Origin of the sequence: Streptomyces sp. N35 (assembly GCF_016464295.1) — a bacterium.
GTDB lineage: Bacteria > Actinomycetota > Actinomycetes > Streptomycetales > Streptomycetaceae > Streptomyces.
Map to the genome: position 1 here is coordinate 59,924 of NZ_JAEIMH010000011.1, position 21,525 is coordinate 81,448.

At 68.9% G+C, this 21,525-nt stretch carries 21 protein-coding genes and 1 pseudogene; 21 read left to right on the forward strand and 1 reads right to left on the reverse strand.

Going from position 1 to position 21,525, the window contains the following annotated elements:
• The first annotated feature begins 5 nt into the window (after positions 1-5).
• The 19 genes from JAO81_RS08805 to JAO81_RS08890 all read left to right on the forward strand — a co-directional run bounded on the left by JAO81_RS08805 (position 6) and on the right by JAO81_RS08890 (position 17,437).
• Positions 6-737 carry a CBS domain-containing protein gene (locus tag JAO81_RS08805; RefSeq protein ID WP_199547240.1) on the forward strand — a complete coding sequence of 244 codons (732 nt, stop codon included), beginning with the start codon at positions 6-8 and terminating at the stop codon, positions 735-737.
• 10 nt (positions 738-747) lie between these two features.
• Entirely contained in the window at positions 748-1,263 is a 516-nt protein-coding gene (locus JAO81_RS08810; RefSeq protein ID WP_199547241.1) for a flavodoxin domain-containing protein, read from the forward strand.
• Complete coding sequence (locus JAO81_RS08815) at positions 1,260-1,841, forward strand: hypothetical protein (protein WP_199547242.1); 582 nt, start codon at positions 1,260-1,262, stop codon at positions 1,839-1,841. Before JAO81_RS08810 ends, JAO81_RS08815 begins: the two co-directional genes overlap by 4 nt.
• Before the next feature lie 91 nt (positions 1,842-1,932).
• The gene (locus JAO81_RS43925) at positions 1,933-2,493 is read left to right on the forward strand and encodes a hypothetical protein (RefSeq protein ID WP_374194272.1); all 561 of its coding nucleotides are present in this window, start codon (positions 1,933-1,935) and stop codon (positions 2,491-2,493) included.
• Positions 2,494-2,528: 35 nt separating this feature from the next.
• Positions 2,529-3,092, forward strand: coding sequence for a 4Fe-4S dicluster domain-containing protein (locus tag JAO81_RS43930; protein ID WP_374194273.1), 564 nt, complete (start codon positions 2,529-2,531; stop codon positions 3,090-3,092).
• Positions 3,089-3,553 carry a Crp/Fnr family transcriptional regulator gene (locus JAO81_RS08825; protein ID WP_199547243.1) on the forward strand — a complete coding sequence of 155 codons (465 nt, stop codon included), beginning with the start codon at positions 3,089-3,091 and terminating at the stop codon, positions 3,551-3,553. Before JAO81_RS43930 ends, JAO81_RS08825 begins: the two co-directional genes overlap by 4 nt.
• Positions 3,554-3,582: 29 nt before the next feature.
• Positions 3,583-4,401 carry an FAD/NAD(P)-binding protein gene (locus tag JAO81_RS08830; RefSeq protein WP_199547302.1) on the forward strand — a complete coding sequence of 273 codons (819 nt, stop codon included), beginning with the start codon at positions 3,583-3,585 and terminating at the stop codon, positions 4,399-4,401.
• A gap of 12 nt (positions 4,402-4,413) precedes the next feature.
• Complete coding sequence (locus tag JAO81_RS08835; protein ID WP_199547244.1) at positions 4,414-5,190, forward strand: oxidoreductase; 777 nt, start codon at positions 4,414-4,416, stop codon at positions 5,188-5,190.
• A complete protein-coding gene (locus tag JAO81_RS08840; RefSeq protein ID WP_199547245.1) occupies positions 5,187-6,557 on the forward strand; it encodes a Ni/Fe hydrogenase subunit alpha in 1,371 nt (456 codons plus the stop codon). The genes JAO81_RS08835 and JAO81_RS08840 overlap by 4 nt, the downstream gene beginning before the upstream one ends.
• The gene (locus tag JAO81_RS08845) at positions 6,550-7,209 is read left to right on the forward strand and encodes a CBS domain-containing protein (protein WP_199547246.1); all 660 of its coding nucleotides are present in this window, start codon (positions 6,550-6,552) and stop codon (positions 7,207-7,209) included. The genes JAO81_RS08840 and JAO81_RS08845 overlap by 8 nt, the downstream gene beginning before the upstream one ends.
• Positions 7,210-7,219: 10 nt before the next feature.
• Entirely contained in the window at positions 7,220-8,356 is a 1,137-nt protein-coding gene (gene hypD / locus JAO81_RS08850) for a hydrogenase formation protein HypD (protein WP_199547247.1), read from the forward strand.
• A 5-nt stretch (positions 8,357-8,361) separates the two neighbouring features.
• Entirely contained in the window at positions 8,362-9,396 is a 1,035-nt protein-coding gene (hypE, locus tag JAO81_RS08855; protein WP_199547303.1) for a hydrogenase expression/formation protein HypE, read from the forward strand.
• Between the two features lie 132 nt (positions 9,397-9,528).
• On the forward strand, positions 9,529-10,218 hold the full coding sequence (locus JAO81_RS08860; RefSeq protein WP_199547248.1) for a response regulator transcription factor: 690 nt from the start codon (positions 9,529-9,531) through the stop codon (positions 10,216-10,218).
• A gap of 102 nt (positions 10,219-10,320) precedes the next feature.
• On the forward strand, positions 10,321-12,045 hold the full coding sequence (locus tag JAO81_RS08865) for a GAF domain-containing protein (protein ID WP_199547249.1): 1,725 nt from the start codon (positions 10,321-10,323) through the stop codon (positions 12,043-12,045).
• A 196-nt stretch (positions 12,046-12,241) separates the two neighbouring features.
• Entirely contained in the window at positions 12,242-13,111 is an 870-nt protein-coding gene (locus tag JAO81_RS08870; protein WP_199547250.1) for a universal stress protein, read from the forward strand.
• Between the two features lie 254 nt (positions 13,112-13,365).
• A complete protein-coding gene (locus JAO81_RS08875; RefSeq protein WP_199547251.1) occupies positions 13,366-13,995 on the forward strand; it encodes a DoxX family membrane protein in 630 nt (209 codons plus the stop codon).
• 146 nt (positions 13,996-14,141) lie between these two features.
• Entirely contained in the window at positions 14,142-15,050 is a 909-nt protein-coding gene (locus JAO81_RS08880) for a universal stress protein (protein WP_199547252.1), read from the forward strand.
• Between the two features lie 35 nt (positions 15,051-15,085).
• Positions 15,086-16,090, forward strand: a complete 1,005-nt coding sequence (gap, locus tag JAO81_RS08885; RefSeq protein ID WP_199547253.1) for a type I glyceraldehyde-3-phosphate dehydrogenase — start codon at positions 15,086-15,088, stop codon at positions 16,088-16,090.
• Between the two features lie 306 nt (positions 16,091-16,396).
• On the forward strand, positions 16,397-17,437 hold the full coding sequence (locus JAO81_RS08890; protein ID WP_199547254.1) for a zinc-dependent alcohol dehydrogenase family protein: 1,041 nt from the start codon (positions 16,397-16,399) through the stop codon (positions 17,435-17,437).
• A gap of 335 nt (positions 17,438-17,772) precedes the next feature.
• Here JAO81_RS08890 and JAO81_RS08895 read toward each other — a convergent pair.
• Positions 17,773-18,192: pseudogene (locus JAO81_RS08895) on the reverse strand (PP2C family protein-serine/threonine phosphatase); the annotation flags it as partial.
• A 43-nt stretch (positions 18,193-18,235) separates the two neighbouring features.
• Here JAO81_RS08895 and JAO81_RS08900 point away from each other — a divergent pair.
• Positions 18,236-20,506 carry a hypothetical protein gene (locus JAO81_RS08900; protein ID WP_233415103.1) on the forward strand — a complete coding sequence of 757 codons (2,271 nt, stop codon included), beginning with the start codon at positions 18,236-18,238 and terminating at the stop codon, positions 20,504-20,506.
• A 1-nt stretch (position 20,507) separates the two neighbouring features.
• Positions 20,508-21,521, forward strand: coding sequence for a hypothetical protein (locus JAO81_RS08905; protein WP_199547257.1), 1,014 nt, complete (start codon positions 20,508-20,510; stop codon positions 21,519-21,521).
• Positions 21,522-21,525 lie beyond the last annotated feature (4 nt).

The window sequence follows — 21,525 nt, forward strand, 5'->3', positions numbered from 1 at the left end:
CGATCATGAAGCACAGCAAAGTCGGTTCGGTCATGACCGCCGAAGTCGTACGAGCCGGATACGGGACGCCGTTCAAGAAGGTCGCCGGCCTGCTCCACCAGCACCGCATCAGCGGACTGCCGGTGGTGGACACCGATGAGAAGGTCGTCGGCGTCATCTCGGAGACGGACCTGCTGGCCCGCCAGGCCGAGGCCGAGGACCCCTACGCACCGCCGCGCCGCTTCCATCTGCCGCGTGTGCGGGCCTCCGCGCGCAGGCGTCAGGCCAAGGCCAAGGCCCGTACCGCGGGCCAGTTGATGTCGCGGCCGGCGATCACTGTGCACGCCGACGCCACCATCGCCCAGGCCGCCCGCACCATGGCCGTGCACGGCGTCGAGCGGCTGCCGGTCGTGGACGACGAGGCCCGGCTCGTCGGCATCGTCACCCGCCGCGACCTGCTGCAGATCTTCCTCCGCCCCGATCAGGAGATTCACCGGGAGGTCGTCGAGGAGGTATTGGTCCGAGCCCTGTGGCTGTCCCCGCGCGCCCTGGATGTCTCCGTCCACGACGGTGTCGTGACCTTGGCCGGGCAGTTGGAGCGCCGTAGTGAGCTGCCGGTTGCCGTGCACATGACCCAGCAGGTCGACGGTGTCGTGGCAGTCGTCGACAAGCTCGACTTCCGCTTCGACGACTCCCGTCTGGAGCACGGCGACCAGGCGATGCACGGCGTCGCCGACAACTGGCTGCGCAAGCTGTGAGGAGCCCACGATGTCCGGATCCATTCTGGTCGCCTACGGATCGAAGTACGGGGCGACCGCTGAGATCGCCGAGACCGTCGGCGAGGTACTGCGCAAGCACGGCCACTCGGTGGAGGTACGGACGGCAGGTGACGTCAGGGACGTCAGGGACGTCAGCAGTTTTGACGCCGTCGTGCTCGGTGGCGCGCTGTACGCGGGCCGCTGGCACCGCGAGGCGCGGCGCTTCGCACGCCGCCACCGCAAAGCACTGGCCGTGCGGCCGTTGTGGCTGTTCAGCAGCGGTCCACTCGACACCTCGGCCACCGAGCGCGAGGTACCTGTCGCCCCCGGAGTCCAGCGGGTCATCCGCCTGCTCGACGCCCGCGAACATGTCACCTTCGGCGGCCGCCTCGACGAGAACGCCGACGGCCGCATGGCGCGCATGATCGTCAAGTCCGGCAAGGGCGGCGACTTCCGCGACTTCGGCGTGATCAGTGCATGGGCCGAGAAGATCGCCCGCGATCCGGTACTGGGCAGCCAGCCGTGAAAGGTCTACTGGGCTGGTGGCGCCGGCGGCAGAATCCGCTTTGCCGGGGCTCCGACCGGCTCGAGGCATGGGCGGCTCTGCTCCTGGCGGCCGTACTGCTCCTCGGAGTCCCGACGGTGGGCATCGCCGCCGGACTGGCCTCTTGGGACGACGGACGTGCCCGGGCCGAAGCCCGGGCACGCACCCTCCACCAAGTCACCGCCGAAACCCTGCACGACGCACCACCGGCCGTGCGCGGCAGCGACGTGAGCACATCGACCCACAGGATCCCGGTGCGCTGGACGGATCCCGACGGCACACGACATACGGACCGCGCCAAGGTACCGGCCGGCACGGAGCAGGGCACCTCGGTGTCCGTCTGGCTCGATCACAACGGCGAGGTCGCCCAAGCACCGCCGACCACCGATGCGGTCACGCTCGACGCCGTCTCCACAGGCACAGGGGCCGCGCTCGGAGCCGCTGTATCCGCCCTCGCCCTGTGGTGGGCACACCGTCGGGTCTCCCTGCGCCGCCGGCTGGCCGAATGGGAGCGCGCCTGGGAGCAGGTCGGCCCCGAGTGGGGCAGCCAGAAGAGCTGACCGGGCCGGATGACGGACCGAACGGCCCCTGCAACTCAGCCCGTTGGCGCGGGACGCTGAGCGCGACACGGACAGTCAGGAGGATCCCGACATGACCGGTACCCCCGCCGCCGCGATCATCGACCGCGCCGGACTGGACGCCTTGATCCGGACGCTGACGGAGCAAGGCCGCACCGTCATCGGCCCCACGGTCCGCGACGGCGCGGTCGTCCTCGCCGAACTGTCCGGCGGAGATGAACTCCCGTACGGCTGGGGCGCCGAACTCGAAGCCGGGCGCTATCGACTGGTGCCCCGCACCGACGGCGCGGCGTTCACGCACACGGCGGGACCGCACTCCTGGAAGGCGTACCTCCACCCGGAGCGCGAGAAGGTGTGGCAGGCGGACCGGACCTCGGACGGCGAGATTCGCTACGAGACGTCCCGCACCGAGCAGCCGTCGTACGCCTTCTTGGGTGTGCGCCCCTGCGATCTGCGGGCCATCGCCCTCCAGGACCGCGTGCTGACCGGCGGCCGGTTCCAGGACGCCCGCTACCACGAGCGGCGGGGGGGGGGGCGCGTGGTTGCCGCCGGGGGCGCCGAGCCGGCCGGCGCTGCTTGTTGCCCCCCGGGGGGGGCGCGCCCCCCCCCCACGCCGGATTCGATCTCGCGCTGACCGAGGTCGCCTCGGATGAGGGACACCGCTTCTTCGTGCGCGTCGGCACCGAGGAGGGCGCAAGGTTGCTCGCCTCCATCCCGCACGGTCCGGCCGATGCCGCCACGGAGAAGACGGCCCACGGCGCCGTAGAGGCGGCACGCGACCGGATGGGCCGGGCCATTCCACCGGTCGACCTGCGGGCACTGATGGGCGCAAGCGTCGACTCCACGCACTGGGACGACATCGCATCCCGCTGCCTGGGCTGCGCCAACTGCACCTTGGTGTGCCCCACGTGCTTCTGCACGACCACCGAGGAGGTCACCGACCTCACGGGGGACCACACCGAGCGGTGGCAACGCTGGGACTCCTGCTTCGACTGGGACTTCTCCTACGTGCACGGCGGCCCGGTGCGCTCCTCCACCAAGAGCCGTTACCGGCAGTGGCTCACCCACAAACTCTCCACCTGGCACGAACAGTTCGACAGCGGTGGCTGCGTCGGCTGCGGACGGTGCATCGCCTGGTGCCCGGCCGGCATCGACATCACCGAGGAAGTCGCCGCGTTCGCCACGCAGCAGACGGCACCCACCGCACATACCGATCAGGAGGCAGCGCGATGAACATCTCCCGTACCCCGACTCTGGCACAGGCGTTGTCCGCCGAGCACCGCGACCGGCTGATGCACATCGCGCGCGAGGTCAACATCCCGGCGGGAACGCGTCTCTTCAAGGAGGGCGGGCACGCCGACCGCTTCTGGGTCGTCCGGTCCGGCACCGTCGCCTTGGATGTCTACGTCCCCGGCCGCAAGGCCCCGGTGATCGAGCGGCTCGGCTTCGGCGAGCTGGTCGGCTGGTCCTGGCTGTTCCCGCCGTATGTGTGGCAGCTGGGTGCCGAGGCGGCATCTCCGGTGCGCGCCTACGAGTTCGACGCCCTCACGGTACGGCTGATGTGCGAGGACGACCCCGAGCTCGGCCGGATGGTGGCGCTCTGGGTCGGCAAGGTGCTCGCACACCGGTTGCAGTCCGCCCGGATCCGGCTGCTCGACCTGTACGCCCCGCACGGCAGCGGGAGCACTCTGTGAATGCCCCCGTCGAGGCGCCGGACGTTTGGATGTCGCCGAACGGCCACCTGCTTCCCGCGCCCTACCGCGTGGTCGACCGTAGGCGCGAAGCCCCCGGCACAGTCACTCTCGACCTTGAACCCGTACGCAAGGCACTGCCCCTCTTCGAGCCGGGCCAGTTCGCCATGGTGCACTCATTCGGCCGAGGTGAGATCCCCGTGTCGGTGAGCGACATCGGCACGTCCGGGCGCCTCTCCCACACCATCCGCAGTGTGGGAGCGGTCTCGGACGGTCTCTGCGAGGCCGAATCAGGTCAAGTCCTGGGCCTGCGTGGCCCGTTCGGGACCGGCTGGCAACTGCCGAAGGCGCGCGGCCACGACCTGGTGATCGTCGCCGGCGGTATCGGGCTCGCCCCGCTCAGCCCGCTGATCCGCGCCGCGGTGGCCGAACCGGAGACGTACGGACACGTCAGCGTACTGATCGGCACCCGGACTCCCGCCGACTTGATCGCCAAGCAGGAGATTCCGCGATGGCCCACCACGTACACCGGGGTCACCGTCGACCGCGGCGACGACGACTGGCACGGCGAGATGGGCCTGGTGACCCATCTCCTCGACCGGGCGTCCTTCGAGCCGGACCGTACGACGGCATTCGTGTGCGGCCCCGAGCCGATGATCCGCGCCACCGCCCGTGACCTCGTCGAACGCGGTGTACCCGCCGGGCGTGTGCGGGTCTCCTTGGAGCGGAACATGCGCTGCGCCACGGGCCATTGCGGACACTGCCAGCTGGGTGGGCTGCTGCTGTGCCGGGACGGCCCGGTCGTCCGCTGGGACCAGGCGGAACCCCTCTTGTCCGTCCGCGAGTTGTGAGGAGGAAGGACCATGACCGCTCCGACGCTCGCCGTGTTCAAGCTGGCATCCTGCGACGGCTGTCAGCTGACGCTCCTGGACTGTGAGGACGAGCTCCTGGGTCTCGCCGGGCAGGTGGAGATCGCGCACTTCCTGGAGGCGTCCAGTGCGGTGCGCCCCGGACCGTACGACCTGGCGCTCGTCGAGGGCTCGGTGACGACGACACGGGATGCCGAGCGCGTGCGGGAGATCCGGTCCGCGTCCAAGCACCTGGTGACCGTCGGAGCCTGCGCGACCGCGGGCGGCATCCAGGCCCTGCGCAACTTCGCCGACGTCGCGGAATACCGGCGCACGGTCTACGCCCGGCCCGACTACATCGAGACGCTCGCGACCTCCACCCCCGTATCGGCGCATGTGAGCGTCGACTTCGAGCTGCGCGGCTGCCCCATCGACAAGGGCCAGCTCCTCGAAGTCCTCACCGCGTTCCTGAGCGGCCGCAAGCCCGACATCCCCGACCAGAGTGTGTGCTTCGCCTGCAAGCGGCGCGGCCTGGTCTGCGTGACCGTGGCCCATGGCACGCCCTGCCTCGGTCCGGTCACCCATGCGGGCTGCGGGGCGCTCTGCCCCGCGTTCGGACGGGGCTGCTACGGCTGCTTCGGACCCCAACAGGACGCGGCCCTGCCGGTACTCGTGCCGCTATTGCGGCGTGACGGTCTCGACGAGCGGGCGACCACCCGCTTGCTGCGTACCTTCAACGCCGCCGCCTTCGACAAGGCCTACCCCGCCGGCTCCGAGGAGGGCGCGCCATGACCCATCAGGGTTCCCGCGTGCTGTACGTCGGCGCACTCTCCAGGGTCGAAGGCGAAGGCTCCCTGCACCTGCGCGTCCACGACGGCACCGTCACCGAAGCAACCCTCGACATCTACGAACCCCCGCGCTTCTTCGAGGCGTTCCTGCGGGGACGCGCCCACACCGAGCCGCCCGACATCACAGCGCGGGTCTGCGGCATCTGCCCCGTCGCCTATCAGCTGAGCGCCTGCGCCGCGATCGAGGACGCCTGCGGAGTCCATGTCGACCGCTCCATACGTGAGTTGCGCAGGCTCCTGTACTGCGGCGAGTGGATCGAGAGCCATGCGCTGCACATCCACCTGCTGCACGCCCCCGATTTCCTCGGGCGCTCCGGCGCCATCGACCTGGCCCGCACCCACCGCGCCGAAGTGGAACGCGGGCTGCGTCTGAAGCAGGCCGGGAACGCCCTGCTCGAACTCCTCGGCGGCCGGGCCATCCACCCCGTGAACGTACGTCTCGGCGGCTTCCATCGCGCCCCCACCCGCGCCGAACTGCGCCCGCTGGCCGAGCAGTTGCGCCGCGCACAAGACGACGCCTGGGCCACTGTGCTCTGGGCGGCGGGCTTCGACTTCCCCGAAGCGCACACAGACGCCGACTTTCTCGCGCTGGCCGCCCCGGGCCCGTACGCCATCGAGAGCGGCGCCCCGGCGGTGCTCACCTCGGCCGGCTCGCTCACCGGCTTTCCGGTGGACGACTTCACGCAGCGCGTCCGCGAGGAGCAGGTCCCGCACTCGACGGCGCTGCACTCTCGGCTCGACGGCCGTCGTCATCTCACCGGCCCCCTCGCCCGGTTCGCGATCAGCGGCCGGTGGCTTTCGCGCACGGCCGCACAGGCGGCCCGCGAGGCCGGACTCGGGGATCCGTACAAAGGCGCGGTGTGCCGCAATCCGTTCCGCTCCGTCCTGGTACGGGCCGTCGAGATGCTGTACGCGATCGACGAGGCGCTGCGCATCATCGACACCTACGAGCGGCCGTCACGCCCGTACATGCAGGTGCCGCCCGCCGCGGGTACCGGACACGGCGCGACCGAGGCACCCCGCGGCCTGCTCTACCACCGCTACAGCCTGGACGCCGAGGGCACGGTCACCGATGCCCTCCTGGTGCCGCCCACCGCGCAGAACCAGGGTGCCATCGAGGACGACCTGCGCCGCACCGCCCAGGCCGCCTTGCACCGGCGGGACATCGGCGACGCCGAGCTGACGGATCTGTGCGAGCGCGTGATCCGCAACCACGACCCCTGCATCTCCTGCTCGGCCCACTTCCTCGACCTCACCATCGTCCGTACCGGCGCACACGCCGACCGCACCTCCGGAGGCCACGATGCCTGATTCCCCGTACAAGGTCAGCGACGTGATGACGCACACCGTCGTCGCCATCGGCCGCGACGCCCCCTTCAAGGAGGTCGTCGAACTGATGCAGCAGTGGAAGGTCAGCTCCCTGCCCGTACTCGAAGGCGAGGGCCGCGTTGTCGGGGTGGTCTCCGAGGCGGATCTGCTGCCGAAGGAGGAGTTCCGCGACGACGACCCCACCAGGTACGAAGTGCTGCGCCGCCTGTCCGACCTCGCCAAGGCCGGAGCTGTCAGCGCCGGCGAGATGATGAGCACCCCCGCCGTCACGGTGCACCCTGACGCAACCGTCGCGGAAGCCGCCCGGATCATGGCGCAGCGGCGCATCAAGCACCTGCCGGTCGTGGACCGCTCCGACCTGCTGCAGGGGATCGTCAGCCGTAGTGATCTGCTGAAGGTGTTCCTGCGGCCGGACGAGGAGATCGCCGACGAGATCCGGCGTACGGTACTGGCCCCGATCTCCGTTGCCGCCGCACTGTCCTCGGACGTGACCGGCGGTGTCGTGACCTTGCGCGGGCCGCTGCGCGACACAGCGCTGGTCCCTGTCCTCGCACGGGCCGTCCGGGCGGTCGAGGGCGTCATCGACATCCGGATCGACATCAACTCCGCGCAGGAGTCCGGTACATCATCATGAAGGCGCCGTTATGAAGTACCTGGACGAATACCGCGACCCCGCCCTCGCCCGCCGGCTCCTCGACGAGCTCGAGCGGACCGCGACCCGGCCCTGGCGGATCATGGAGGTGTGCGGCGGCCAGACGCACACCCTGGTCCGCCAGGGCATCGACGAGCTGCTGCCCGCCGGCATCCGCATGATCCACGGCCCCGGCTGCCCGGTCTGCGTCACCCCGCTGGAAACGCTCGACCGTGCACTGTCCATCGCGGCCCAGCCGGGAGTGCTGTTCGCCAGCTTCGGCGACATGCTGCGCGTGCCGGGCAGCTCCGGCGATCTCCTGTCACTGCGGGCCCGCGGGGCGGATGTACGGGTGGTGTATGCGCCCACCGATGCCGTGCGCCTGGCAGTCGATCACCCCGACCGGCAGGTGGTGTTCCTCGCCGTCGGCTTCGAGACCACCGCGCCCGCCAACGCGATGGCCGTACTGCACGCAGCACGCCTCGGACTCGCCAATTTCTCGATGCTGGTCAGCCACGTCCTCGTACCGCCCGCGATGGTCACCCTGCTCGAGTCGCCCGACTGCGAGGTCGAGGCGTTCCTCGCTGCGGGCCACGTGTGCGCGGTGATGGGCTGGCAGGAGTACGAGCCGATCGCCGCCCGCTACCACGTGCCGGTCGTGGTCACCGGCTTCGAGCCGCTCGATCTCCTCGAAGGCATCCTCATGGCGGTTCGCCAACTGGAGGCGGACCGGGCCGACGTGGAGAACCAGTACGTGCGCGCCGTACGCCGTACGGGCAACACCGAGGCACAGGCAGTCCTGCGCCGTGTGTTCCGGGTGACCGACCGGGCGTGGCGAGGAATCGGAACGCTGGCGTCGAGCGGACTCGAACTCGCCGAGGAGTTCCGTGCGTTCGATGCCTCGCGGCGCTTCGGAGTCGCCGACGTGCATGCGGTGGAGGACCCCGACTGCATCGCGGGCTCGATCCTCACCGGCGCCCGACTGCCCACCGAATGCTCCGCGTACGGGGTCCGCTGTACGCCACGTACACCGCTGGGGGCACCCATGGTGTCGACGGAGGGGACGTGCGCCGCGTACTACTCAGCCGGCAGAAGCGCGGCGACAGCCAGCAGCGCGACCTCCACCCCACCCACGAGGAGGCCGACATGACCGACATGACACCTCGATGCCCGCTCCCCCACGACGAGGGAGAGCGCCTGCTGCTCGGCCACGGCGCAGGCGGGCGGCTCACGGGCGAACTGCTCGACCAGCTCGTGCTGCCCGCACTCGGCGGCGCCCCTGACGGCCCGCTCGAGGACGCGGCCCTGCTCCCGTCACTGCCCGAACTCGTCGTCTCCACCGACTCGTTCGTGGTCAGCCCTCGCTTCTTCCCCGGTGGGGACATCGGCTCTCTCGCCGTCCACGGGACGGTCAACGACCTGGCCATGCGGGGCGCCATGCCGCTGGCCCTGTCGCTCGCGGTGATCGCGGAAGAGGGACTGCCCTTGGAGGAGTTGCGCACCTTGCTGTCCTCGGCGGGCAAGGCCGCACTCGATGTTCCCGTACCGGTGGTCACCGGGGACACAAAGGTCGTCGACCGGGGTGCCGCGGACGGACTCTTCCTGACGACCACAGGCATCGGGCGCCGCATGACAGGCCTCACCCCTTCCGCCGCCCGCGCCCTTCCCGGTGATGCCGTCCTGCTCTCGGGCCCCATCGGTCTGCACGGAATGGCGGTCCTTTCCACGCGCGAGGACCTGGGCTTCGCGTCGGAGATCGTCTCGGACAGCCGGTGCCTGCACCACCTCGTCGCGGCTCTGTCACCCCTCGGGCCGGCCCTGCACACGCTGCGCGACCCCACTCGGGGCGGGCTCGCCGCCGCCCTCAACGAGATCGCTCGCGACGCCCGCGTGGCGATCGAGATCGAGGAGCGAACCCTGCCCGTACCCGAACCGGTCGCCGCGGCCTGCGACCTGCTCGGCCTCGACCCCCTGATCGTCGCCAACGAGGGTTGCCTGGTGGCCTTCGTCCCCGCCGACCGGACGGATGAGGCACTGTCCGCCCTGCGGAGCCTGCCGGAGGGAGCTGCGGCGCTGCGCATCGGGACCGTCCGCGAGGGCCCGGCCGCACGGGTATCGCTGCGCACCCTCGTGGGCGCGAAGCGCATCGTCGACATGCCCCTGGGGGAACAGCTCCCGCGCATCTGCTGACACCAACTGATCGGCTCGCCAAGCCATACGGGCCGTTCGGCCCCTTACCAACAGGCGTCACAAGCACCGACGATCGAGAGGCCACAGAGCAACACCGACGGGCTGCCGCTCCAGACCCTGCCAGGAGTCACCATGACCGCACCTACAGCACGGACGCCCATCAGGGTCCTCCTCCTCGACGACCATGAGGTCGTCCGCCGCGGCCTGAGCGACTTGCTCGGCGGCGAGGAGGACATCGAAGTCGTCGGCGAGGCCGCCACCGCGGAACAGGCCCTGGTCCGCGGTCCCGCGCTGCGCCCCGATGTGGCAGTCCTCGATGTCCGGCTGCCCGACGGGGACGGCATCACGGTCTGCCGCGAACTGCGCTCCCACATGCCCGACCTGGCATGCCTGATGCTCACCTCGTTCGACGACGAGGACGCCCTGCTCGACGCCATCATGGCGGGCGCGGCCGGCTACGTACTCAAGCAGATCAAGGGCTCCGACCTCATCAGCGCCGTACGCACGGTCGCCTCCGGACAGTCACTCCTCGACCCGGCGACCACGGCACGGCTGATGCGCAGCCTGCGCGGCCCCGACACCCCCGAGCCGGCCGAGGACGCCCGGCTGGCCGGTCTCACCGAGCGTGAACGCGCCATCCTGGCGCTGATCGGGCAAGGCATGACCAATCGACAGATCGGCAAGGAGCTCTATCTCTCCGAGAAGACGGTCAAAAATCAGATATCCCGGCTGCTTGCCAAACTGGGCGTGGAACGCCGCATCCAGGCAGCGGTTATTGCCGCACAAAAGTCACCAGAAGAGCATTTACCGGCCAAGTCTTGAGCCACCCGGCTTGTCCCCTCCTCGACGGCACTCCGCTGGGCGCCCCACCCCGACTACGTTGGGCTCGCATGCCTGGGCCATATTCGCTCTGGGGAGACGCTGATGGGTGAGGACCGCGCGCAGGAACCACAACAGCTGACACGCTTACGACTCGACGATCTGCTCGAAGAGCTGCAGGTCCGCATCGGCGCGGTGCGCGGCACCCGCGACCGACTGCACAGCCTGTTGGAGGCAGTGCTCTCGGTGGGCCGTGAGCTGGAGCTGGCACAGGTGCTGCGCCGGATCGTCGAGACCGCCGTGGCGCTGGTCGATGCCGAGTACGGGGCGCTCGGAGTGATCGGGCGGGGCCAGCTGCTCGACGAGTTCCTGCCGGTGGGGATCAGCGATGAACTCCGTGCAGAGATCGGCGACTTGCCGACGGGCCACGGCCTGCTCGGCGAACTGATCCGCAACCCGGAACCACTGCGCCTGGCCCAACTCTCCGAACACCCCGCATCGTCCGGGTTTCCACCGCACCATCCGCCGATGAACTCCTTCCTGGGGGTGCCGATTCGGGTCCGGGACAGAGTGTTCGGCAACCTGTACCTGACGGAGAAGCGCGGCGGGGGTCAGTTCGATGCCGAGGACCAGGCAGTCCTCTCGACTCTCGCGGTCGCAGCGGGGGTCGCCATCGAGAACGCGCGGCTCTATGCAGAGGCGCGGCTGCGGCAGCGCTGGCTGGGGGCCAGCGCCGGAGGCACCAGGCAGCTGTTGTGCGGGGCACCCGAGTCCCGCGTGCTGGAGCTGATGGTGGAACGAGCCCGTCAGTTGACCTCGGCCGAACTGGGCATCGTTCAACTCGTCCAGCCGACCGGCGACTTGAAACCCGTGCTGGCCCTGGGCCAAGACGCCAAGGTCCATGGGGGCGTGGTGCCGAGACAGGGAACGATCGCGGGTGCGGCGCTGGATACAGGAGCGCTCGTGACCACCACAGAAGTGGTCAAGGACCCGCGGGTGACCTTCCGGCCCGAGCGCTGGGCCGGGATAGGCCCGGTCGTGGCGGTGCCGATGAGTACGGGAGATGCCGTACGAGGTGTTCTGCTGCTGGGCCGCACGGTCGGGCGCCCGCCGTTCGGCCCGGTCGAAACAGCGCCGCTGACCGGTTTCGCCGGCCAGGCCGCGCTGGCGCTGGAGCTTGCCGACCGGCGGCGTGACGCCGAACAGGTCAGCCTCCTTGCCGACCGCGACCGCATCGCCCGTGACCTGCACGATCTGGCGATCCAGCGACTGTTCGCCACGGGGATGACACTGCAGAGCGCACAACGGTTCGTAGGGCATCCCGAAGCGGTCGAACGTGTGCAGCGTGCCGTCGACGACCTGGACACCACCATCAAGATCATCCGTTCGACCATCTTCGGCCTGCGCGAACACGAAGCTCCGGGCACTGCCCCCGGCCTGAGGGTTCGCGTGGTGCGGGCCGTTGAGGAGGCCACACCTGTCCTCGGGTTCACACCGGCGCTGCGGATGGAAGGACTGCTCGAGACGGACGTGCCGCGTACGGTGGCCGACGATGTGGTGGCCGTGGTGGTGGAGGCCCTGTCCAACATCACCCGGCACGCCCGCGCCTCACGGGCCGAGGTCTCTCTCGCCGTACGCAAGGGGCAGCTCGTACTGACGGTCGAGGACGACGGGGTGGGCACTCAGCCCGGCGCAGACCGGCGTAGCGGGCTCCGCAACCTCGCCGAGCGAGCGGAAAGACTCTCGGGCGAACTCCTCGTCGGCAGCGGGGCGGAGGGTGGCACCCGGTTGGAGTGGCGGGTGCCCCTGTCGGGAACGGACGCGCCATAGGCCCGCTCCCCCGTTGACCCGCCGCCCTCGGGACTCTGCACGGCGACGCTCGCCCGGGTCCGGCTTCCCTCTGCGAATAGGGCCGTTCGGCCCTCGGCCCGGACCCGCTCCGCCCCTGCCGGTCGCTCACCTGCGGTGCCAGCGTGCGTAGCGGAGCACGGCCACTTCCGGCAGTGCCCGAAGGGAGCTGAAGACAATGGAGCGCGCGCTGGTAGTGGGAGTGGACGGGTCGGACTCCAGTCTCCGTGCGTTGGACTGGGCCGTGGACGAGGCACTGCGGCGCGGCTGCGAGCTGCACATCGTGCATGGGTCGAGCTGGGAGTGGTACGAGGGGCACGAGCCGTCCTTCGCGATCAACCGCACGTCGGTTCGGACGTATGCGGACCACATCGCGGCCCAGGCGGTGGAGCGGGCCCAGAACCGCACGTCCGCAGTGAAGGTAGTGGGTCAGGTCCTGCCGGCCGATCCGGCAGCCGCGCTGATCCACGAGAGCCGCGAGGCCAGTGCGGTGATCGTCGGCAATCGGGGACGAAGCGAACTGACCGGACTCCTCCTCGGCTCGGTGAGCCTGGTGGTAGCCGCACAGGCAGAGTGCCCCGTGATCGTAGTACGGGGAGAAGAGCGGAACCTGACCGGCGGCTTCAGGCGCGTAGCGGTCGCAGTCGACACCGCCAAAGATGCTGCGCCCGCCCTGGAGTTCGCCTTCCGCGCCGCCCAGCGCCGTGACGCCGCGGTCCATGCTGTGCACGCCTGGCGCTGCCCGGCGCACGACCTGCCCGACTACCCGCGCGCAGAAGACGCCACAGACATGCATCGCGACCTGGCCGAGGCCGAATTGGCCCAGGCACTGCGGGGGCAGCTACGGGTGCACAGTGACCTCACAGTGCACCGCGAGGTCGTCGAGGGTCGGCCGCGCACCGCACTCCTCGATGCCGCGAAGAGTGCCGACCTGCTCGTGGTCGGTGCCCGCCGCCGCAAGGGGCACGTGGGCATGCAGCTCGGCCCGGTGAACCATGCCGTACTGCACCACGCGGCCTGCCCGGTCGCCGTCGTACCGCACAGCTGAACAGCGTCGCCGCGGGGGGGCGGGCCGGTCGGGGTGGCCGTCCACCTGCGGCGGCACCTCTCCCCGTTGGGGGCCTCGGGCGGGCGCCGCCCGGGGCGCCAGGGCACCCGACGGGCCCTCGGCCCAACTTTCCTTCGAAGTTGGGCCGTTCGGCCCCATGGGCGTGCCCCATCGGCATCCGGCGCCGCTCCCGCAAGCCGACCAGAGTGAGTGGTGTCAGAGACCGCCGGAACATCCCTGAAGGGATCACCATCATGGCCGTGCACGAGCACCCGCACCGTCGCCCGGGCTTCCACCTGCCCTCGCTGCGCAGGACCCGGACCGCCACCACATCCGAGTCCGCTGTGTCGGCCGACACCGACACGCACACCGCTCGGGCCTACGCCTTCGCGAGCCTGCGCCTGATCACCGGGTTCACCTTCCTGTGGGCGTTCCTCGACAAGACCTTCGGATTCGGTTACGCCACCCCGTCCGGCAAGGGCTGGATCGACGGTGGCTCGCCCACCCTGGGCTTCCTCAGCGGCGTATCCGCCGGACCGATGGAGTCCACCTTCCACGACTGGGCCGGCGCCGGCTGGGCGAACTGGCTGTTCATGCTCGGCCTGCTCGGCATCGGCATCGCGCTGATCGCCGGGGTGGCGCTGCGGTTCGCCGCACTGGCCGGGACCGTGATGATGACGCTGATGTGGATCGCCGAATGGCCGCCCGCCAAGCACCTGTCCGACGGCTCCCCGAGCATGTCCACCAACCCGCTCGTCGAGTACCACGTCATCTACGCCGTCGTCCTGATCGCCCTGGCCGCTGCTGCCGCCGGCAACACCTGGGGCCTCGGCAAGACATGGGCCAAGCTCCCGTTCGTCAGCCGTAACGGCTGGCTGCGCTGACCGCGGGAGGGGTGGCGGGACCCTGAAGGGCTCCGCCGCCCCATGCGTCCGCAGACATCCCGTGTGCCGGGACCGATCGGCCCCCGCGCCTCGCACCCGTCGAATCGAAGCTGGAATCGGGTCTCCCGATCCTGGAGGTGGAGTTCATGCCCCGCACCATCACCGTGGGCCTCGACGGCTCACCCGAGAGCCAGGCCGCAGCCGAATGGGCTGCGCGAGAGTCCGCACTTCGTCAACTGCCCTTGAAGGTGGTGCATGTCTGGCAGCCGGCGCCGGCTCCCATCGCGCAGGCCCCGCTGCTCGGCCGCGAGACGCAGCAGCACTGGAGCGAACGCATCCCACGCGAAGCAGCCGAAGGGCTGCGTCTGCGCCACCCCGGAATCGAGGTGACCACACAGCAGGTCTCGGGCCGTCCCGGCGAGATCCTGCTGGGGCTGCCGGCGCGGGACACCGAGCTCCTCGTTCTGGGCTCCCGTGGCCTGAGCGGAATCGGCGGCTACCTGGTCGGCTCCGTCGGTTCGGCTGTCGTGGCCCGCACCACGCTGCCCGTGGTCCTGGTCCGCGCAGGCGAACAGGCCACCGATGAACACGAGATGGACCCTGCGGGCATTCCGTCCGCCGCCGGCCCGTTCAAGCCCGTCGTTCTCGGCCTGGACACGGAGCACCCCGACGATTCGGTCATCGGGTTCGCCTTCGACGCGGCCCTGCGCCGACAGACCTCGCTGCGCGTCCTGCACGGCTGGAACCCGCCGTCCTACTACGCCTACGGCCTCACCGCAGACCTGGAGTTCCACGCCGAGCTCGCCCGCCACCACGCTGCCGCCATGGCGGATGTCCTCAGGCCGTGGCGCAAGAAGTTCCCCACCATCGAGGTCGTCGAGGAATCCCGATTCGGCCAGGCGGCCATCCCTCTCGTCGACGCCTCCCGGGAGGCATCCCTCGTGGTCGTGGGCCGTCGCATCCGCCGCAACCCGCTCGGCGCCCATATCGGCCCCGTCACCCATGCCGTGCTGCACCATGCGACCGCGCCCGTCGCCGTCATAGCCCACGCATAGACACGCACATCCCTTCACAGAAAGGCGAGTTGCTCATGTCACTCCGCATAGGCATCAACGGCTTCGGCCGGATCGGCCGCGTCTATCTGCGCGCAGCTCTCGAACGCGGCCTCGGAACTCAGGTCGTGGCCGTCAACGACATGGTCCCGCCGGCCACCCTTGCGCATCTCCTCGCGTACGACTCGACATACGGCCGGCTCAGGCGCGAGGTGACGCACGACGACTCCTCGCTCACCGTCGACGGACACCGCATCGCCGTGGCCTGTGAGCGCGATCCGGCGGCGCTGGACTGGGCGGGCCACCAAGTCGACCTGGTCATCGAGTCCACGGGCCGCTTCCGCGACCGGGACGCCGCCGAGCTGCACATCAAGGCCGGAGCGCGCAAGGTACTGCTCTCCTCACCCGGCAAGGGCGTGGACGCGACCGTGGTCATGGGCGTCAACGAGGACACGTACGACCCCGGTCGACACCACGTCATCTCGGCAGCTTCCTGCACGACCAACTGCGTGGTGCCCATGGTGAAGGTGCTGCACGAGCGCTTCGGCATCGAGCGCGGTCTGATGACCACCATCCACGGCTACACCAACGACCAGGCCCTGCTCGACGGCCCGCACAAGGACCTGCGCCGGGCCCGCGCGGCAGCAGTCAGCATCATCCCGACCAGCACCGGCGCGGCACGCGCCGTCGGCCTTGTCGTGCCCGAACTCGACGGCGTGCTCGACGGGTCGGCCGTGAGGGTGCCGGTGGAGGACGGGTCCCTGACCGACCTGACCGTGGTCCTGAACAGGGAAGCGACCGCTCAGGAAATCAACGCCGCATTCCACGCGGCTGCCGGAGGTCGTCTCGACGGCATCCTGAGCATCGCCAAGGCACCGATCGTCTCTCGCGACGTCATCGGCGACGCGTCCTCCTGCGTCTTCGACCCAGCTCTCACGCAGGCGCACGGGAACCTGGCCAAGGTGTTCGGCTGGTACGACAACGAATGGGGCTACGCAAACCGACTCCTGGATCTGACCGGGTACGTCGCCGCCCAGATGTAGCCGTGTATGGGCGCTCCCATGCCTCTGCGTGGGCCGAGCTCGCCACACGCCCAGGGGCCCCCGCCTTCCACATCGGCAGCGCAGCCCCTTGTCCGGGCACGCCGCCCGACAGGGCCACTCGGCCCTCAGCACTGCCCTATCGGCCCCTCGCGGGCTTACCTCAGGCGCAAGACCTTGGAACGTACGAGATGCCGGGCGCGACTCCCGCTGCGCCCACCTCGTACACCGCCTGTGCGGCCGCCCGGGGAGCCGGCCGCACAGGCAGCCCGCACCGATCTCCCGCGACTTGCTTTAAGTGAGGCCCTCATGAAGGCGCTCGTCTACCACGGCCCCGGCAAACGCTCCTGGGACGAGGTCCCCGACCCCAAGATCCAGGACCCCGGCGACGCGGTCATCCGCGTCGACGCCGTCACGATCTGCGGCACCGACCTGCACATCCTCAAAGGCGACGTGCCCACCGTCGAACCCGGCCGCATCCTCGGCCACGAAGCCGTCGGCACGATCCAGGAAACCGGCCCGTCCGTCACCACCGTCCGCCCCGGCGACCGCGTCCTGATCTCCTGCATCACCGCCTGCGGACGCTGCCGCTTCTGCCGCGAAGCTGCCTACGGCCAGTGCCTGGGAGGCGGCGGCTGGATACTCGGCCACCGCATCGACGGCGTCCAGGCCGAATACGTCCGCGTCCCGTTCGCCGACACCTCCACGCACCCCCTGCCCGACCAGGTGACCAACGAGCAGGCACTGATGCTCGCCGACATCCTGCCCACCTCCTACGAGGTCGGGATCCTCAACAGCCGTGTCACGCCAGGTGACGTCGTGGCAGTCATCGGCGCAGGCCCCATCGGCCTCGCCGCGATCCTCACCGCCCGCCTCTTCAGCCCCAGTCGGATCATCGCCGTCGACCCGGCACCGGCCCGCCGCGAAGCCGCCCTGCAGCACGGCGCCCACCTGGCACTGGACCCCGGCGAGGACATCACGGCCCGCATCACCGAACTCACCGACGGCCTCGGCGCGGACGTCGCGATCGAGGCGGTCGGCATCCCTGCCACCTTCGAAATGTGCACGCGCATCGTCCGACCCGGCGGCCGCGTCGCCAACGTCGGCGTCCACGGCAGCCCCGCCACGCTGCACCTCGAAGACCTCTGGATCAAGAACATCACCATCACCACGGGCCTGGTCGATACCCACTCCACACCGACCCTGCTGCGCATGCTCGCAGCCGGCCAACTCGACGTGAGCAGCTTTGCCACGCACCGCTTCGAACTGCAGGACATGCAGAAGGCGTACGACGTCTTCGAACGGCCCTCGGAGACCGGAGCACTCAAGGTCGCACTCTCAGCCAACTGATCCTTACCTGGCGCACAATCCAGGCTCACTCCCTGGCCCTGCTGCCGACGATCGCTGCGACCGCCCGGCGACGGCGGACCTCGGGCGCCATGCCACCCTCGCGCTGGACTTCACTGATCAGCGGGGGTGTTCGGGCAAACATGGACCTTCAGCCTGTGTTGTCGGGCTGAAGGTCTGCGCACATCCGAACGGCCGTCCTGATCAGTGAAGTTCGGCCGGCAGGGCGGAGTGGCTCACAAAACCTACGGTGGCTCACTGACACCAATCGGGAGTCCCCCGCTCGCCACCCGAGCAGGGGCCTTCCCCGTAGCGACTTCCCCGTGAGCACTTGTTCGTCAGGGCCGCTGATAGCGCAGCAGCAACATGGCCGCGTCATCGTGCAGCGGGCCGTCCGAGTGCTCGACGAGGTCGGCACGCAGCGCGTCCAACGCTGCCTGCGGGTCTCGTTCCTCCAGCAGGATGGCGTGGTCACCGATCGGATAGAAGGCGCCGGTGCGGTCGCGGGTTTCGGTGACACCGTCGGTGTAGAGGAGCACTTGGTCGCCCGGGGTGAAGTCCGTCTCATACGGCAGAGGGCCTTTGACTCCGTGCAGGCCGAGTCCCAACGGCAAGGCGTAGCGCGGTGGTTCCGGGAAAGCTGTGGCCCCGTCAGGGCGCACGATCATCGGTGCGGGGTGACCATAGTTGAGCAGCGTGATGGTGTGCGCGTCGGTGACCTCGGCAAGGATCGCGGTCACGAACTTCTCCCCGCTGACGACTTCCACGGGGGAAGACGAAGTGCCGACGTACCACGAGGCGATGACCACCGACCTGTCCACGCTGACCACTGCAGCGGACAAGTGGGACGACATGGCGGGCGAGTTCAAGAAGCTCGAGACCGCCTACGAACGGGACGTCTCGAAGATATTGATGGGCCAGACTTGGCAGGGTTTGGCCGCCAACGCCGCCAATGACCGCTTCAAGATCACGCTCCGTGAGTACCAGGGCGCCCAGAAGGAAGCCAAGGCCATCGCAGCGCTCCTGCGGGATGCCCACAACCAGTTCACCGAATTGCGCGGCAAGCTCAAGTCCGTACGCGCCGACGCCATCAAGGCCGGCATGACGGTTTCCGAGCAGGGATATGTCACCTTCGACACCGCGAGCCTCGATGCGGCGACCCGTAACGCCTACCACCACGACCCCGACTACCAGGCCTCGGTCCGCAAGGCAGTGGGTGAGTGGAACGAGGCCATCACGGCAGCGGTCAAGGCCATCACCGACGCCGACGCGGGCGTGAAGCTCGCCCTGGAAGCGGTGGTAGTCGACCGAGACGCCCTCGACGGAACGTTCAACGGCTTCAACCACGAGGCCAAGTCGGACATCGAGAAGTACGAGGCCGACCACGCAGCGGACATTGCCACCCGCATCAACGGCGGTGAGAAGGTCTCCGCAGCGGAGATGGCCGAGCTCAAGCGGACCTTCCGCGACAACTCCGACGACCCCAAGTTCTCCCAGACCCTCCTCAACAGCCTCGGCGCCTCGGGCACGGTGAAGTTCACCAACAAGCTCAACGACTTGGCGTACTTCGATGACAAGGACCGCAAGAGCGACTACCTGGGCCTGCAGAAGGGCCTTGCCACTACGCTGGCGACCGCGACGAAGAACCCCGACTCCAAGTTCTACAAGGACTTCCGGGCCGATCTGAAGAAGGCCGGGCTCGAGAAATACGACTTGAAGGCCGTCGGGGAGCACATGGACGACGGCCGCAAGGGCCACGACCAGCAAATCCGCGGATATCAAGCCCTTGTGACGATGATGGAGCACGGCGATGGATACTCCACGCAGTTCCTGAGCGATGTCACCGACGACATGATCTCCGCCGAGAAGAAGGACCCGAACGTCTGGGACCTGTATGGCGACTTCAGCGGCAAGGAGACGAGCTGGTTCGCGCATGACCCCGTCGACGGTGCCCTCGGCATCATGAGTAAGGCCCCGGCAACAGCCACTGCCTACCTCGACCCTGGAGCTTCGGGAGAGGACGCCGAGCACAGGAGCAACGACCGCCTGCGCTATCTACTGGACCGCGACAGCGACTTCATCAACAACAGCACGTGGGGAGGTCCTGGAGGAAACATCGAGTACGAGGGTGTCGACTCCAGGGACACCGCCATCACGGACAGCCAGAAGGGCTTGGGCCTGGCGCTCGAAGCTGCGAGCACCGGACGCGAACCCAACGCTCCTGGAGCAGAGTTCGGCCATCACACGGAGGCGCAGGCCCGGGTCATGCAGGACACCATCGCCCTCCTGGATCAGGACGGGAAGGGTGACACGGTTCCGGAGAACATGAAGGTGCCGCTCGGACGGGCACTCGCCGACTACACCGTCGACACCCACGCAATCCTCAGCGGCACCGAGAAGAGCAGCCCTGAAGGGCTGAGCGGAATCAACGACAACGGCGACGACTCGAGCATCACCAACAGCAAGGCCAGTTTGCTTCGTGTCATGCGTGGCGTATCGGATGCGGAGTACGGCACGACCCCCGAGGGTGATCCCGTCCTCGTCCACGACCTTCTGTACGAGAACCAGAAGCTCTACTCCGCCGAATACCTGGACACCGCCCGACAGGCGCCGGCCGACCAGCAGAACAACGTGGTCGGCGACTGGGACAACAAGGCTCGCCACGTCGGAGAGGTCTATGGCTCGATGACTGCCATCGGGGCCGACATGATCCTGGACGACCGTGACGCCAAGATCGGCAAGCTCAATGACGACATGCGCTACACCTACCACGGCGTGGGTGGACTGTTCACTCAGATCCCTGTCGTGGGCGACCCGATCCAGCGCATGGTCGACGCGGCGACGTACGAGTACTCCAAGGACGTAGCAGCAGCAGCCGAGGACGCCGCCAGGTCCCAGGACAGCACCGCCTCGTCGGCCGGCATCGGCGGCACGAATGCGCTGCTTCAGGGTTGGGGCAGCACGCACGGCATCGGCGATACCGAGGCTCATAAGCACGCCATGGGCGAGGCGAAACAAAGTTTCATCACCGGGCGCGAGGACGCCTTCACTGCACTGCGTACGAGGAAATGACATGACGAACAGCAGCGGCCGACCGCGTCTCGGACCAAAGATCATTGCCGCGGTCCTGGCGGTCGTCATCGTGGCCGTGGGCGCGCACCTCTGGTTGAACACCAATCTCATGAGCAAGGAGAGTGTGTGCGGGGGGCTGGTGCCCACCGACTCGGCAGACTCTGTCTTCAGCACGTCCGGCCGCGTCACCGAAGGAGTGGCTTTGGATGTCGCGTCGGCTGACCGGCTTGATTTCACTTGCACGGTGGACAGTTCGTCCTTCCTTCCCGGCTCAAAAACCGAGTCCGTGAGAATCTCGGGGAGCCGCGAACGCGGCGACTTCGCATTCTCGGAGGACGGTCGCTGGCCGAGCCCGGCTCGGATGTCCTACTTTGCCGACGGCGCCACGGGGGCAGTGGGATCGGACCACGGATGGGTCCTACTGCCCGATTCCTGCACGACGCAGGACGGACCCGCCGTCGTCGAGGCGTACGCCCCTGAAGGCTCGGATCCGGCGAAAGTCGCCCGGCTACTGACGGAGGTCGCCAACAGGGCGGCCAAACAGGCGAATTGCGTGGGCCGGAAAGAACTCACCGGCCCTGACGGTCTCGTTTCGGCCCCGAAAGCACAACAGGTGACGGGCGACACAGTGTGCGGACTTGAAGGCCTGCAATTCCCTGGACCGAAGGGGCAGCCGAAGAGCGTTCAGCGGGTCCAGGATCGCGCCAAGCACACGTGGTCGTGCGAGGTCGAGGGATATGCCGTGTTCAGCGTGACGCAGGAGCCTCACGTCGTTGCGGGAATCCAAGCCTCACCCACGTACGAGACACAGCCGGAGGTGGCAGGGCACAAGGTGTCGGGATTCGACCCCCAGCACGTGGTCGCCGATTGTTCGGGAACGCCTACCTACTTCTCCCTGCAGGTCGGACAGGACTACCACGACGCGATGGGGCAGCCCGGCACTCCGCGCGTAAAGGAGCTGTTCGAGAATTTCGTCGACGTGGTCGGCAAACGGTTCAACTGCGCTTCGCGGTAGGCCC

Excerpts from the sequence above, each read along its gene's own strand:
- JAO81_RS08900 (WP_233415103.1), top strand. The coding sequence starts at position 18,236 with ATGACCACCGACCTGTCCACGCTGACCACTGCAGCGGACAAGTGGGAC.
- JAO81_RS08835 (WP_199547244.1), top strand. The coding sequence starts at position 4,414 with ATGACCGCTCCGACGCTCGCCGTGTTCAAGCTGGCATCCTGCGACGGC.
- hypD (WP_199547247.1), top strand. The coding sequence starts at position 7,220 with ATGAAGTACCTGGACGAATACCGCGACCCCGCCCTCGCCCGCCGGCTC.
- hypE (WP_199547303.1), top strand. The coding sequence starts at position 8,362 with ATGACACCTCGATGCCCGCTCCCCCACGACGAGGGAGAGCGCCTGCTG.
- JAO81_RS08840 (WP_199547245.1), top strand. The coding sequence starts at position 5,187 with ATGACCCATCAGGGTTCCCGCGTGCTGTACGTCGGCGCACTCTCCAGG.
- JAO81_RS08805 (WP_199547240.1), top strand. The coding sequence starts at position 6 with ATGAAGCACAGCAAAGTCGGTTCGGTCATGACCGCCGAAGTCGTACGA.
- gap (WP_199547253.1), top strand. The coding sequence starts at position 15,086 with ATGTCACTCCGCATAGGCATCAACGGCTTCGGCCGGATCGGCCGCGTC.
- JAO81_RS43925 (WP_374194272.1), top strand. The coding sequence starts at position 1,933 with ATGACCGGTACCCCCGCCGCCGCGATCATCGACCGCGCCGGACTGGAC.
- JAO81_RS08870 (WP_199547250.1), top strand. The coding sequence starts at position 12,242 with ATGGAGCGCGCGCTGGTAGTGGGAGTGGACGGGTCGGACTCCAGTCTC.
- JAO81_RS08810 (WP_199547241.1), top strand. The coding sequence starts at position 748 with ATGTCCGGATCCATTCTGGTCGCCTACGGATCGAAGTACGGGGCGACC.
- JAO81_RS08865 (WP_199547249.1), top strand. The coding sequence starts at position 10,321 with ATGGGTGAGGACCGCGCGCAGGAACCACAACAGCTGACACGCTTACGA.
- JAO81_RS08890 (WP_199547254.1), top strand. The coding sequence starts at position 16,397 with ATGAAGGCGCTCGTCTACCACGGCCCCGGCAAACGCTCCTGGGACGAG.
- JAO81_RS08860 (WP_199547248.1), top strand. The coding sequence starts at position 9,529 with ATGACCGCACCTACAGCACGGACGCCCATCAGGGTCCTCCTCCTCGAC.
- JAO81_RS08875 (WP_199547251.1), top strand. The coding sequence starts at position 13,366 with ATGGCCGTGCACGAGCACCCGCACCGTCGCCCGGGCTTCCACCTGCCC.
- JAO81_RS08905 (WP_199547257.1), top strand. The coding sequence starts at position 20,508 with ATGACGAACAGCAGCGGCCGACCGCGTCTCGGACCAAAGATCATTGCC.
- JAO81_RS08825 (WP_199547243.1), top strand. The coding sequence starts at position 3,089 with ATGAACATCTCCCGTACCCCGACTCTGGCACAGGCGTTGTCCGCCGAG.
- JAO81_RS08880 (WP_199547252.1), top strand. The coding sequence starts at position 14,142 with ATGCCCCGCACCATCACCGTGGGCCTCGACGGCTCACCCGAGAGCCAG.
- JAO81_RS08830 (WP_199547302.1), top strand. The coding sequence starts at position 3,583 with ATGTCGCCGAACGGCCACCTGCTTCCCGCGCCCTACCGCGTGGTCGAC.
- JAO81_RS08845 (WP_199547246.1), top strand. The coding sequence starts at position 6,550 with ATGCCTGATTCCCCGTACAAGGTCAGCGACGTGATGACGCACACCGTC.